Origin of the sequence: Methylohalobius crimeensis 10Ki (assembly GCF_000421465.1) — a bacterium.
GTDB lineage: Bacteria > Pseudomonadota > Gammaproteobacteria > Methylococcales > Methylothermaceae > Methylohalobius > Methylohalobius crimeensis.
This window is the reverse complement of the sequence record NZ_ATXB01000001.1, coordinates 2,015,001-2,028,742: the sequence shown is the minus strand read 5'-3', so window position 1 is coordinate 2,028,742 and position 13,742 is coordinate 2,015,001. Positions and strand designations below refer to the sequence as shown.

The 13,742-nt window shown below is 57.6% G+C and carries 11 protein-coding genes and 1 rRNA gene (1 of these 12 only partly in view); 1 reads left to right on the top strand and 11 read right to left on the bottom strand.

Translation table 11 applies throughout. From position 1 onward, the window contains the following. Positions 1-21 precede the first annotated feature (21 nt). From H035_RS0110195 to H035_RS0110145, 11 genes are read right to left on the bottom strand one after another with little or no spacing between them, the layout of a single operon-like run. Entirely contained in the window at positions 22-840 is an 819-nt protein-coding gene (locus H035_RS0110195) for a carbon-nitrogen hydrolase family protein (protein ID WP_022948873.1), read from the bottom strand. Continuing rightward, complete coding sequence (locus tag H035_RS0110190) at positions 833-4,141, bottom strand: YhdP family protein (RefSeq protein WP_022948872.1); 3,309 nt, start codon at positions 4,139-4,141, stop codon at positions 833-835. The genes H035_RS0110195 and H035_RS0110190 overlap by 8 nt, the downstream gene beginning before the upstream one ends. Positions 4,142-4,145: 4 nt before the next feature. Then, entirely contained in the window at positions 4,146-5,600 is a 1,455-nt protein-coding gene (gene rng / locus H035_RS0110185) for a ribonuclease G (protein WP_022948871.1), read from the bottom strand. Then, on the bottom strand, positions 5,597-6,181 hold the full coding sequence (locus tag H035_RS0110180; protein ID WP_022948870.1) for a Maf family protein: 585 nt from the start codon (positions 6,179-6,181) through the stop codon (positions 5,597-5,599). The genes rng and H035_RS0110180 overlap by 4 nt, the downstream gene beginning before the upstream one ends. Positions 6,182-6,183: 2 nt before the next feature. Beyond that, positions 6,184-6,651: a 23S rRNA (pseudouridine(1915)-N(3))-methyltransferase RlmH gene (gene rlmH / locus H035_RS0110175; protein ID WP_022948869.1), complete on the bottom strand. Its 468-nt coding sequence runs from the start codon at positions 6,649-6,651 to the stop codon at positions 6,184-6,186. 20 nt (positions 6,652-6,671) lie between these two features. Then, positions 6,672-7,004 (bottom strand): hypothetical protein, encoded by a 333-nt coding sequence (locus H035_RS0110170; RefSeq protein WP_152486009.1) that lies wholly within the window; start codon positions 7,002-7,004, stop codon positions 6,672-6,674. A 55-nt stretch (positions 7,005-7,059) separates the two neighbouring features. After that, a complete protein-coding gene (locus tag H035_RS20800) occupies positions 7,060-8,565 on the bottom strand; it encodes a vWA domain-containing protein (protein WP_022948867.1) in 1,506 nt (501 codons plus the stop codon). Further along, positions 8,553-9,545: a vWA domain-containing protein gene (locus tag H035_RS0110160; RefSeq protein WP_022948866.1), complete on the bottom strand. Its 993-nt coding sequence runs from the start codon at positions 9,543-9,545 to the stop codon at positions 8,553-8,555. Before H035_RS0110160 ends, H035_RS20800 begins: the two co-directional genes overlap by 13 nt. After that, the gene (locus H035_RS0110155; RefSeq protein ID WP_022948865.1) at positions 9,542-10,438 is read right to left on the bottom strand and encodes a hypothetical protein; all 897 of its coding nucleotides are present in this window, start codon (positions 10,436-10,438) and stop codon (positions 9,542-9,544) included. Before H035_RS0110155 ends, H035_RS0110160 begins: the two co-directional genes overlap by 4 nt. Next, positions 10,429-11,256, bottom strand: a complete 828-nt coding sequence (locus tag H035_RS0110150; protein ID WP_022948864.1) for a DUF58 domain-containing protein — start codon at positions 11,254-11,256, stop codon at positions 10,429-10,431. Before H035_RS0110150 ends, H035_RS0110155 begins: the two co-directional genes overlap by 10 nt. 5 nt (positions 11,257-11,261) lie before the next feature. After that, positions 11,262-12,284 carry an AAA family ATPase gene (locus H035_RS0110145; protein WP_022948863.1) on the bottom strand — a complete coding sequence of 341 codons (1,023 nt, stop codon included), beginning with the start codon at positions 12,282-12,284 and terminating at the stop codon, positions 11,262-11,264. A gap of 387 nt (positions 12,285-12,671) precedes the next feature. Between H035_RS0110145 and H035_RS19170 the strand changes: the two genes are divergently transcribed. Beyond that, positions 12,672-13,742 (top strand): 16S ribosomal RNA (locus tag H035_RS19170) (it continues 469 nt past the right edge of the window).

Sequence of the window (13,742 nt, the reverse complement as noted above, 5' to 3'; positions counted from 1 at the left end):
GTGAATGCCTTTCGGTTGGAATCAGAAAAACTTACGGTGGTTCAGTACGGGAAACGCTTGTCGTACTTTCTCCAAAACGCGTGGTTCCAGGGGGCTCGAACAAATGCCGGGGGGTTGTTCGAGCCGGGTCAGAACCTTGCCCCAAGGGTCGATGATCATACTATGGCCGTAGGTTTCCCGGCCGTTGGCATGGATTCCCCCTTGATTGGCGGCAACCACGTAGCATTGGTTTTCGATCGCCCGGGCGCGCAGGAGAACTTCCCAGTGAGCGGCGCCGGTGCGGGCGGTGAAAGCGGCCGGGACCAATAGAATGTCGAGGCCTCGCGCCGCGAGAAGACGGATAAATTCAGGAAAACGGATATCATAACAGATCGCGGGGCTCAATTTACCCCACGGTGTATCCATGACCAATGGATCGTGGCCGGCGGCGATGGTGTCCGATTCCCGATAGCTTTCGCTGGTGCCCGGCACGTCCACGTCGAACAGGTGAATCTTGTCGTAACGGCCCTGGCGACTACCGTCCGGCCCGTAAATCAAACAGGCGGCGGAGATTTTCTCCGGATCGTGGGACTGCAAGGGAATACTCCCTCCGATCAGCCATATCCCGTGGCGGCGGGCGGTAGCGGCGAGAAAATCCTGAATGGGTCCGTCCCCGTCCGCTTCCATGAGCGCCAGTTTGTCCCGGTCGCCGCGTCCCATGAAGGCGAAATTTTCCGGCAAAAGGATCAGCTTTGCTCCCCGAGCGGCCGCTTCGGCGATCCATTTGCCCGCGGTTTCCAGGTTGGCCTTAAGATCGGCGCCGGATGTCATTTGGACGGCGGCGGCGATAACCTCATTCATCGTGATTTCCTGTCAATTGTTTTAATTCCGACCAAATTCCATGGAGGACGGCTCCCGGCAGACTGCGGCGTAATAGGAGAATGCGTGGGGCGTCCCAGGTTCCGCTAATAGCGTATTGGCTTTGGGTGATACTGTCTAGGGGGGCATTGAAGAGTTGCTGAGCGATTCCCGCCGCCTTGCCCAGTCCGCCGTTTTCCCGCTCACTGAACAGCCCCAGGGTGACCGGCGTGTTGGGAAATACGCTCACGTATTCGTTGACTTGATGGTTGATCAAGTCGGCAGATCCGGTGATATGTATTCGGGCCGGCACCGCCGAGATGGTCAAATCGTCGGTGAACGCGCGCCCGGATACCAGGCGGATATGACCGTTGATGCCTTCGTACGCCATGCCGGTTTGGAACAGGTCGCTGAAATCCAGTCGTAGCCGGCGTTCCAGCGTGCCTAGATAGAGTAGCCCCAAAAGGCGTCCCGCGCCCGGTTCGATATCCAGCCAGCGCCCCGGTCCCATATCTATTTGAGCTCGGCCGTTGAGTCGGTCGAGTGAGAATCGATAGGGTGGCGCGGGCCAGTGCAACTGAAAGTCGATGGAGGTGGGGGTTTGAACCAGGGCGGTGGGATGACCGATTTGTTTGAGGAATCTTCCCATGTCGTCGCTGCGAAACAGTCCTTCCACCCGAGTTTGGGACGGGTTGTTGAGATGCCAAGAGCCGGAAGCTTCCAAGCGGTGGGAATCTCCGGTCAGACTGAGATCGAAACCAAGACGGAAAGGAGGGTGAGGCAGTGCGGTCATTGCGACCTGCCCCAAATCGTTGCGCTGCCACTTGAGATGGTCAATCCTCAGGGTGAGAGCCGGCCACCGTTCCAACGGGGGCCAGTTCGTGGCGGCCTTATTCGAAGCGGTATCCTCGATGGAATGTTGGACGGCATCCAAATGCATGAAGTCGAGGGCCAGGTCCAAGCGGTTGGGATCGAGGCTCCATGTCCAGTTTCCGGCGGTATAAGGGCTGGTCAGGTTCCCTTCCCAGCCCGTCTTCATTCGCCACGCCCGGAAATGATGGCGACCGTAATCCCGCTTGCCAACGTGTAAATGCGCCACGCGAAGGTCGAGCTTTTTTAGTTCGGGCAAATTCGTTTTTCCGGGCGACTCCTGCTGAAATAACGCCAGCCAGGGACGAAGGGAAAAGTGGTCGAGATGGCCGGCTAAGATCAGCCCTTTGTCGTCGTTGTCGGGAGATGGAGGCGGTTGGCCGACGCCGATTCGGCCGTGGACCCGGCGGGTTTCCCGATCGACGGTCAGGGCTCCATGCAGTGCGCCGTAGTCCAGGGTCAAAGGAAGTCGGGGGCGGGAGGTCAACCAAGTGTTGATTTGCAAAGGCCGAATCGAGTCGGAGGGCTTGCCGATCGGTGGGGGGAGGTTTACCGAAATGCCCTGGAGGTTCGACCGCAACTCGATTTGAGCGGGGAGTTCCCGCTCGTGTTCCCAGGTCAGCGAAACGATGGATTCGGCGGTGCCTTTCAGATATTTGCGAAGCGCAGCTGCGGGAACTAACTCGCTATCCAGTCTTGTGGTCACGGTTAATTGGGTATGACTGGCGTCGGTCATGACCTCCAGGCGCGCCGGTTCATCTCGAAATTTACCCGTCAACCGGCCTGTCAATTGTTTGCGGCTGAAGTTCAAATCGCCGCTGAGCTCGTCCAAGCTCAAGGACTGTTTCGTAAACTGCCACTGGCTCTGCTTTAGTGCGATGCGACCGTCGATTTGATAGTCGTTGGATCGATTCAGGGGGAGGGAGATTTTCAGGCCGACGTTCGCTTTCCCCTTCAGTTCACTTCGGCGGGTCAGGTTGGCGACGGCCGATTGGAGAGGGGAACGCTGAAGCACGGCCAAAATGGTCGCTACCTTGGCGTGGCTGCTGCCCTCGATTGCCATGACCGGATCGGGGTCGGTGAGATCCAGTTGGGCGGTTGCGCGGTCCATCTGGGCTTGGGCCAATTTGCCTCGCGGCATTTCCAACGCAACCCGGCCGTCGTGGAATTGGATACTCAGGTCGTATGCGGTAAAAGGTGGCCAGGCGGGATCGAAATTGATATTGACCTTATGTGCGCTCAGCCGGGCTTCGCTGACGCCGCTATGGTCGCGGAAAGGAAAATCCTGCAATCGTCCCCGCCACAACAAATGTCCCCGGACGATCCCTCCAAGCGGTTTGCGGTCCAGCCATCGGCTGAGATTGGCAGGTGGATTTCGCGGCAGATAGTGCTCCAGATGGGACAAATTGAGATAGGAGAGCCAGGCCCGTGCTTGCAGATGGGGTGGTCGCCGTTTCGGCTGTTTGATCTGCAAGCGGGTGTAAAGATTGAAATCGTCGTTGACCAGATGCAAGGCTTCGGTGTCGGCCTGCCAGCCGTGTTCATCGATGAAGCCATGAATTCGGCCGCTTGCCTGGCGCAAGTGAAGCGTCCGTTTGAGCTGGGACGAATGCCAGTTTAAATGGTGCAAATCCAGATCGGCATCGATTTGCCACCGGCCTTGCCGCCAAGTCCCCGCCACCTGCACATTGCCTTGGCCTGCTGCTTGAATTTGAAAGAAGTGTTGCATCGAGGGGGCCAGGTTTAACTGCTTCAGTTCAAGCTGGAAGCGGGCACGCCATTGCCGAGGGAAGTCGGAAGCGCCCCGGAAGTGGGCGTTCAAAAAGGCCCTCTGAGCCCATTGGCTGGGAGGTCGAAAATCGATTTGCAGCCAGTGATCGGCTCCCCGATTATCGAACCGGATGTCGATGTCGTGCCAGGATTGGGGTTGATTGTTGGATCGCGGATGCCAGACCAAAGTGCTGCGGAGGATTTCGAACCGGCCGTCGCTCAGCAGCCAACGAGGCACGCCGGTTTTTTCTCCCCGCCCCAGCCCTAAAATGCGAATTTCGCCTTCCGGTGTCCGACGAATTTCCACATGGGCGCCGAATATCCGGAACCAGGCGGGTTGGATTCGGCCTTGCCTCATGCTGGCGGGGAGGTCGAGGCCGAGTTGGATTTCCTGCAATTGCAGCTGTTCCTCTCCATCCGGACCCACGGTCACCCCCAGCAGACGCAATTCCGGTGTGATGCCGGATAACTGAGCTTTGACCTGATCAATATGAATGGTTTGATTGAAACGCTGACTGAGTTGGGTTTCCAATTGCGGGCGCAATCGGTCGATATGCGGCAAGAGCCAAAACCTGATCGCGGACAGACCAATGGCGAGAAGGAACAAGGTCAGCCAGAGCGTCCACCGGGTAAAACGTAGGGTGTGATGAAAAATCCGGATCAAGAGTTTAAAGCAGTACGACGTCGTATTGTTCTTGAGTGTACTGGGGCTCGGATCGGAAACGGATGCGGACTCTCAGGGAGCGCTCCAACTCCGCCAGGGTCGCCGCTTCTTCATCGAGCAGGCGCTCCACCACTTCATTGGAAGCCAGCACCAGCAGGGATTCGACTTCGTACTGACGGACTTCGCGGATAATTTCACGAAAGACCTCCAAGCAAGTGGTTTCGGCGGTTTTCAAAACGCCGCGGCCGCCGCAACAGGGACAGGACTCGCAAAGGATATGTTCCAGGCTCTCGCGGGTGCGTTTGCGGGTCATCTCCACCAGGCCTAGCGACGAAACCGCGCTGATGGTATTTTTGGCGTGGTCTTTTTCCAGGCTCTTTTCCAGCGCGCGCAGCACCTGACGACGATGTTCCTCGTCCTGCATGTCGATGAAATCGATAATGATGATACCGCCGAGATTGCGCAGGCGCAGTTGGCGGGCGATGGCCTGGGCGGCTTCCATATTGGTCTTGAAAATGGTCTCTTCCAGGTTGCGTCCGCCGACGAAGCCGCCGGTGTTGACGTCGATGGTGGTCATCGCCTCGGTTTGATCGAAAATCAGATGCCCGCCGGACTTGAGCTGGATCTTGCGCTGCAGCGCCTTTTGGATTTCATCCTCGACGCCGTAGATATCGAACAGCGGCCGGGTGCCTTTGTAGAGTTCGATCAGCGGGGCGACCTCGGGGATGAATTCATCGGCGAACTGGACCAGACGGTGATATACCTTGTGCGAATCCACCCGGATTTTTTCCACCTTGCCTCGGTACAAGTCCCGCAGCGCTCTTACGGCCAACGGCAGATCTTCGTGGACCAGGCTCCGCAAGGCGGTTTGCGCGTACCGTTCCTGGATGGCCTTCCAGAGTTTGAGAAGGAACAACATGTCGGCGCGCAGAACGAATTCATCCATGCCCTCGGCGGCGGTGCGGGCGATGTAGCCGCCGCTGTCGTATTCTTCCCGGAACGCATCGATACATGCCTTCAACCGCTCTCGCTCCTCCTCGCATTCGATTCTTTGGGAAACGCCCGAAAAAGGTGAAAACGGCATGTAAACCTGATAGCGGGACGGGATGGTGATTTCGGTGGTGAGCCGGGCTCCCTTGCTGCCGATGGGGTCCTTGCTGACCTGGACCATGAGTTCCTGACCTTCGTGGAGAAGGCTTTCGATGGTGCCCGCCTGGCTGGCGCGCTGCTGATAAGGGCTTAAATCCGAATAATGCAGAAATGCGGCCCGGTCCAGGCCGATATCGATGAAGGCCGCTTGCATGCCCGGCAGTACCCGGCAGACCTGGCCTTTATAGATGTTTCCCACCAGCCCTCGGCGACGGGTGCGCTCGATGAAAATTTCCTGCAAGATGCCGTTTTCCACCACCGCCACCCGCGTTTCCGGTGGGGTCATGTTGATCAGTATTTCGTCACTCATAACACCTGAATTCCCGCTTTCCTTAACAGGCCGGCGGTTTCATACAATGGCAATCCCATCACGCCGGAAAAACTGCCTTCCAGACGTTCGGCGAAAATGGCCCCTTGCCCTTGAATGGCATAGGCGCCGGCTTTATCCCGGGGTTCCCCGCTCCGCCAATAAGCAATTATTTCATCTTCCGTCAATTGTCGGAAGTGAACCCGGCTTATATTTAATGCTTCCAAGATCCGCGGTGGATCGGTCAAATTCAGGCAAACGGCGCTCAAGACTTCATGGCGCTTGCCGGAAATTCGACGTAGATGGTTTAACCCCTCCGTTTCATGGCGAGGCTTTCCCAGCACTTCTCCGTCAAGGACCACGGCGGTATCCGCCCCGAGTATGGGCAAGGATTCGCGAGTTTCCGCCCGGGCCGCCTGCGCTTTTTCCCGGGCCAGGCGGGTTACATAGTCTTGCGGGGGTTCGTCGGGGCGGGGCGTTTCGTCGATATCGGCAGGACGGATTTGATAGCTGAGTCCGATTTGATCCAGCAGTTCGCGCCGGCGAGGAGAGGCCGAAGCCAGAATTAATTGATAGGTGGACATGGCTAACGATGGTAGGGATGGCCCTGAAGCAGGCTCCACGCCCGGTACAGTTGCTCCGCCACGATGACACGGACCAACGGATGGGGAAAGGTCAGGCGGGAAAGGCTCCAGCAGTCGTCGGCGCGTTCGAGGCAGGCCGGGGCCAAACCTTCCGGGCCGCCGATCAATAGGGTCAAATCGCTTCCTAGTTGCAGCCACCGTTGCAGGCGGGAACCCAATTCCTCCGTGGACCATTGCTTGCCGCGGCTGTCGAGCGCGACCACATGGCTTGCCGGAGGGATGGCGGTAAGCATTTGATCTCCTTCGGTTGCGATCTGCCGCATCGTATCCCCGTTCTTGCCGCGTCGACGTAAGGGTATCTCCTTTAGATGCAGGGCGCATTCCTTGGGCAGGCGTTTGGCATATTCCTCGTATCCGGCCTGAACCCAGGCGGGCATCCGCTTTCCCACGGCGATCAGGTGAATGCGCATTATGAATGAAGCGTCTCGACTCAGTTGGGAGGGAAAAGTCGAAAGCAGGCCTTCCGAATCGAGAGGCGGGCGAGGGCTTCGTTGGTTTCGGTTCGATATTCTTGCAGGCATTCCTCTAATGTATCGGGACCGAACCAGCCGCCGCCGGTTTGATAGTCGTTTTGGTCGGGAAATTGGGACGCGCACTGGCTGAGATGTTCCATGGACCCGCCGTAGGTTTGGGTCTCCGGCATCTTTTCCAATAAGCATTCCCAGTAGTTGTCCGGGCCGAACAGTTCGTCCCAGACCCCGGCCTGAATGGCGGGAGGGATGAAAAGCAAGGCTGAAGCTGACAGGACGCGTAGTAACTTCATGATGAAGGATTTTTTATAAATGATTTATCGAGTATGGCCGGAAAGTTGAAAAGCGTCAAACCAGAACCGTCAACAAAATGACAAGCAGTGCCCCCGCCCCCAACCAGGGGCTCAAGTCCACTTCTGTCGGCTGAATTCGTTCACTGAGGGAGCGTTTTAGGGCGGTGGCGAGCTGTTTCGGGGTCTCCAAGCGCAGATAGTCCAGGCCGGTGATGCCGGCCAGGCGCCGCAATCGCGTCTCGTCGAGGTGGGTAAGAAGAAGCCCCGCTTTCCGCGCCGGCGCCTCAATGCGATAACGGGACGATTCGACCGATCGGGGGAGGTCGGTGGTCTGCCAGTACCCCGTCATTTGATTGTTCAAGTCCAGCCTGGGGATTGGAACCGGATGCGCCGACCCCGCTCCGACGATCCAACCGCCGGTTCGGCCGGGTCGATCGGAAAAATGAGGCTCTCGGGTGGTGGTCGGAATTTGATTGCCGTCGGTCACGAAAACCAAATCGGTATTTAAACGCCGGGCAAGGCGAAGCGCGTTGAACAGGCCGTAGGCGATGTGGCTGTCGGCCGCCCAGGCGCTGCGCCAGTCGATGGCGCGCAGGGCATCGCGCAGCGCCGGTCCGTGGCGGCAGATTTCCACAGGCTGCAAGAGTAATTGGGTGTTTTTATTCGTGAAAAAGCCCAAAGCGATTTCGGAACCGCAGGGTAAATCCAGAATCGCGTGTTCGATCGCCGCCTTGGTGAAGGAAAAACGGTCCGGCGGCAGATCGGGAAGGTGGTAATCGCGGGCATTCATGCTTTGGGTAATATCCACCACGACCAGGTAACGATGGACGGCCACGGGGACAGTCCAAGTCGGGCTGAACAAAGCGGCGGTCAAAAGTCCCACGGCCGACAGCCACAACCAAAAGCGCCAGTTGAAGAAACAACCAGCCATCCAAGAAGGACGGGCTTCGGCAGCTTGCCTTCCGGACCGCCGTAACCCCTTCCTTGGCGGCTGGATTCGTTTCCGGTTCATGGCGCACCCTGGGGCAGACCGGGCAAGGTAGAAAAGAGGCTGGCTTTGCTTCCCTGCCAATTGGCGGGTTCCCGCTCTCGCGGGGGGGGGTGTGATGCGGAGGGCGTATTCCAGATTGTAGCGGGCATCCGGGTTCTGGGGGTCGAGCCTTACCGCCTCTCGTAGATACTCGCGGGCCAGGCCCAGCAGCGTAACGACTCTGGAATAGGCCCATACCCCTTGCCGGTTCCAATAACGGTCGGCCTCGCGCAGGTACAGGGTACCCAGATTGTAGGCGATTTTCTGCTTGAGTCCGCCTTCGGCCTTGGAGAGCGCCTGGGTATAAAGGCGCAGGGCTAGGGGCAGTTTGTTTTGTTGAGCGTAGCGGTTGGCTTTGGCGGCCAGAAGCTCCGGCGGTGTTTGAGAATCGGGCTGGAGGGCGTCGATTTGAACCAGCGCCCGGTTGTTCAGGACCGCACGGTAAATTTGGATCCCTTGCCACGCGGCAATTACGATCAAGGCCAGAAAAATCGCGGCGAGCAAGGCGCCGATCCGATTTATGGAAGCCATCGGTTCACCTCCAATGCACTCCAGAAAAGCAGTGGTAGTCCCAACGCCAGGGCGATCCCAAAGGTGTAGGGGGCTAAATTCCGTCGGGGCAGGGTTTGGAAATAATGCAGCGGTTGATTTTCCAGTCGCCCGATTGCGGCTATGGCCTCGGCCAGGCTGGCGGGGTTTTCCGCCTCGAAGACCCGATAGGGAACGTTCAGGGTTTGAAAATAACGATGCAAGAAAACTTCCGGTGTGGAGGTTTCCGATAAGCGGCGTTCAGGCGGATGCAGAACGCTGACGCTGTTCGGGGTGCGCAGATAGATCCAATAAAGATTCACGGCCAAATCCTGAAAATCTTGGCGGAGGCGGTCCTGAACGTCTTGATCGAGGCGGGCGGCACCGTCGGAGACCAAAAGAATCACCCGGGCGCCGGTTTGAGGGCGACCGCGGAAGGTTGCCAACGCCATCGCCAGTCCCGGACCGATATTGGTAATTCCGCGCCCACGTACCCCCAGCGCCCCAATGGCGGCTTGAATGGCCGTGTCGTCTTCGGTTAATGGAAGCACCAATCGGGGAGCGGTGCTGAAGGCCACGACTGAGAATAAATCTTGTTGTCGCCGCTGGATGAATTGCAGAAGCAATTTTCGCGCGGCGGCGCTTTTGGTTTCCTTGGCGCCGCCCCCGAGATAACGGCCGGAGAAGTTTTCGTTCATGCTGCTGCTGTGGTCGATGGTCAGGGCGATGTGGGCGCCGGTGCCGACGCGGGCGATTTTTTGCTCCTTGAAAAACGGGCCGGTTAAGGAAACGATCACCGCCCCGAGGCAAGCGGCCAGAAGCAGACGCCGGACTCGATCCGAGCGCCGCGCGCCGGGTGCGTCGGGGAGCAGGCACAGGGCCGGATAGGATAGCCGCTTTTGAGCCGGCCGCAGAAAAGGCAGCGCTGTCAGGGGTAAGAGTAATAGCCACCAGGGCTGGGCAAAGCCGATTTCCGGGATCATCGTTTTTCCTGTTCGGTCCTTCGGGTTTCCGCCTTGGCGCAATTGCGGCAGAGACGTTCCAATTCAGTTAAACGGGCAGGATTTAAGTTCGAATGATGCCCGAAAAAAAAGTGTTGGGAGGTATCGAAAAATCGTTCCAAGTCATCTTTCAAGGGGGCGAATGCCGGCCGGCGGCGAAGGAAATCGGCAAGTTGCGCCGGAAAGAGCGCGCGCTGCGCGGTGGCGTTAAGGGCTTGATGGAAAATCTGCAAAGCCGTCTCCATTTGCTGGCGGCGAACCGCACGACGAATTTGGGGGAGGGCGCGGGTGAACGGAGGCCGTTGCCAAGGTAAACGGCGGCGGTACCAAGCCCAGGCCACTCCCGCCAGCAAGAGACCGACGGCGATGGAAGCTAGACGCCGCCAATAGGGAGCGAGGTCGACCGGTTGCGGTTGCCACAAAGGGCGGATTTCAGCTCGGGTGTCGATCCGCTTCGGGGGAATCAGTGGATTGACGGTGAATTTCCAGGCAGGAAGAGCAGACGCTTCTCTCTTTCCTTCGGGGGTGATCAGCGGCAAGGGAAAGGAAGGGATTTCCAAGCTGGCCGTGTTTTTTATAGAAGGAAAAATCTGATATTCGATCTGCAACCGGTAGCGAATTCCTGCGTTTTGGGAGTGCGTTTCATGGGTCAAGGCTCGGATTTCGAGCCAATCGTCGATCGGCCCCGAGGCAGGTAGTTGCGCAATGTCCAGTTGCCAGGGGGCTGGGACGAATAGATCCGCCTGATGGGTGATGATCGAACCCACCCGATATCCGAAAGGAGGCGGGGTTTTCATTTCAACGGCGATTGGCGGCGCCGCCCACAGCCGGGTGGGGGCGAAAAGCGCAATACAAAACAGAAGAATCAAGCGCATGTTTCCAAAAAGTAATGGCTGAATTGTTCGGGGTGAAAAGTTTCTTCTACAAAGAATGGGGGGCGTCCATACTGTCGACACAGAGCGGTCAAGTCTTCCCGCTGCCGCCGGAATGCGGCGGCCAGTCTCGCTTCGCTGCGGGGAGTCAGCCACAACGGCCGATCGCGGCCGGTTTCCGGGTCGTACAGTCGGGTCCATCCCCAACGAGCTGGCGGTTGCCATTCCCGTTTCTGCCAGAGGACCACTGGCACCACATCATGGGGCTGAAGGTGATCAAGGATGGCTCGGGTATCGGTCAGGGGGAAATGGAAATCCGAGATCAAAAAAATCAAGGCCTGACGTTTCCCTAAATGGGACCCGATTCGATTCAGACCGTGGCTTTGCCCTTGGAATTGTATTTGACCGAGGCGTTGGTGGAGTTCCAAAGCCAGGCCTTTATGGAAGCGCAAGGGAAAGCGCAGCATGACTTCGTCGTTGACGCCGAAGAACCCGAATGGATCGCCGGTCCGGAAAGCGGAGTAAGCAATGGCGGTCGTTATGCGGGAGAGCAGTCGGGGCTTATTGCCTATGCCGAGGGATGCGGACAAATCCGCCACGGCGAAGACAGGTATAGTGCTGGTTTGGGCGAATTGCCTGACCTTATATTCCCCGAAGGGATCGAGGAGGGTGGCGTGGACATCCAGCTGGCGGGGGTCCGGATGACTGAGAAGGGCGGCATGCCCGCGGAATTCATATCCCCCGCCGATGGTTTGACTGCGGTGATGGCCGGGATGGGCGCTGCGCGCGCGCCAGCGGATGCGGTAGTGAAACTCCTCCATCGGCTTTAGGGGGCGGCGATCCGATTCAGGATTTGACAGGTCAACTGTCGGACCAACCTCTCCCGCTGCAGTTCGTAGACCGGGGTGAAGAAGATCCGGTGTCCCACCACTTCATGGAACACATGCTGAAGATCCTCGGGGAGGAGGTAATCCCTGTCCGCGAGCCAGGCATGGACCCGGGCGGTGCGGAGAAGCATGCTCATGCCCCGGGTGCTGGCGCCGGCCAGGACCAATTCATCCATATTCACCCCGTCGATTTGAATGCCGAAAGCCTGGGGTTCGCGAGTGGCGTGCCATAGATTCAGGGCGTACTTTCGGAGGGCCGCGCGCGCTTGAATTTGTTCTTGGATGAGGGAAGCGATGGGATCGATTCCTCGGTAGGGAACGACCGCTGCTCGAAGGCCGTCAATCAAAGCGTCCACGTTGTGGTAACGAGGATCGAACATGAGGTCCTGCTGAAGCTCTGGATCGTCGGGTATCTCAATATGCAGTTCCATGAGAAAACGATCCCGAGCGGCGGATGGCATTTCAAAGGTTTCTTCTTTCTCCACCCGGTTTCGGTCGGCGAATACCTGCAAGTAAGGAAAGTGGTATTCGCGGTTGAATGCGGAAACACTGCGTTCGGCCATTACCCGAAGCAATAAAGAATGGACTTGAGGGCGAGCTCGGTTGACTTCGTTGAAGAAAAAAACCGCCAACTGTTCGCCTTGTTTCAGAAGCGGGCCCGGGTCCACCCGAGGCTTGCCGTGATCGTCTATATAGGTGTGGTAGATAAGATCGTTGGGCATCAGATCGATGGTGCCTTCCATGCGCTCGTAGGCACCGCCCAGGGTTCTGGCGATTGCTCTCAGGAGCGTGGTTTTACCCACCCCCACATCGCCTTCCAACATCACGTGACCGCGGGCGAAAACGGCAAGGATAATTTTTTCCACTGGATCGTCTAAGCCGATTACAGCTTTATTGATTTCCGATTGTAGGGTGCGGGCTTTAATCCGCCAATCGGACAATAGATGCTCAGGTGCTTGCATGACCCCTCTTCAGTTTGTGTTCAATCTAGAAATTAAGCTCTAAAATCAAATGCTTGTCAATTTGATCCGGGATGGGAACAAAGCTGGGGACAATGACAGGTACAAATTTAGACAAATCCGAAGAAAAAAGTGCTTGACGGCTGAAGAGCGGGTCTATAGAATCTTGCGTCTTGCCTGGCCAGGGAGGCCGGGGCCGAGGGATAGGGTCGTCAGGGTTGAAAGAAAGTTGACCCGGAGGCTTGACAGAGAGGGAGTTTGTGATAGGATAGTTTGTCTCGCCGGAGCGGTGAGGGTCTTGAAGAAAGAGGCCGAGTTCTTTAACAAATCGATCGAATCATCCGTGTGGGTTCTTGATTGAGTCGTCCGGGCGAAGATAATTTTTTGCTTTGGATGAAGAGTTTGATCATGGCTCAGATTGAACGCTGGCGGCAGGCCTAACACATGCAAGTCGAGCGGCAGCAGGCCCTTCGGGGTGCTGGCGAGCGGCGGACGGGTGAGTAACGCGTGGGAACCTGCCCCTTGGTGGGGGACAACCCGGGGAAACTCGGGCTAATACCGCATACGCTCTACGGAGGAAAGCGTGCCTCTGCTTGCAAGCACGCGCCGAGGGATGGGCCCACGTCCTATCAGCTAGTTGGTGAGGTAACGGCTTACCAAGGCGACGACGGGTAGCTGGCCTGAGAGGGTGGTCAGCCACACTGGGACTGAGACACGGCCCAGACTCCTACGGGAGGCAGCAGTGGGGAATATTGGACAATGGGGGCAACCCTGATCCAGCCATGCCGCGTGAGGGAAGAAGGCCTGCGGGTTGTAAACCTCTTTCGGATGGGACGAAGGGTTTGCAGGTTAATAGCCTGTGAATTTGACGTTACCTTCAGAAGAAGCACCGGCTAACTCCGTGCCAGCAGCCGCGGTAATACGGAGGGTGCAAGCGTTAATCGGAATTACTGGGCGTAAAGCGTCCGTAGGCGGTTTGCTAAGTCTGATGTGAAAGCCCCGGGCTTAACCTGGGAATTGCATTGGAGACTGGCAGGCTAGAGTCTGGTAGAGGGTGGTGGAATTCCCGGTGTAGCGGTGAAATGCGTAGATATCGGGAAGAACATCAGTGGCGAAGGCGGCCACCTGGATCAAGACTGACGCTGAGGGACGAAAGCGTGGGTAGCAAACAGGATTAGATACCCTGGTAGTCCACGCCCTAAACGCTGTCGACTAGCCGTTGGAAGAGCTTATCTTTTGGTGGCGTAGCTAACGCGATAAGTCGACCGCCTGGGGAGTACGGCCGCAAGGTTAAAACTCAAATGAATTGACGGGGGCCCGCACAAGCGGTGGAGCATGTGGTTTAATTCGATGCAACGCGAAGAACCTTACCTGCCCTTGACATCCTGGGAATCCTGCCGAGAGGCGGGAGTGCCTTCGGGAACCCGGTGACAGGTGCTGCATGGCTGTCGTCAGCTCGTG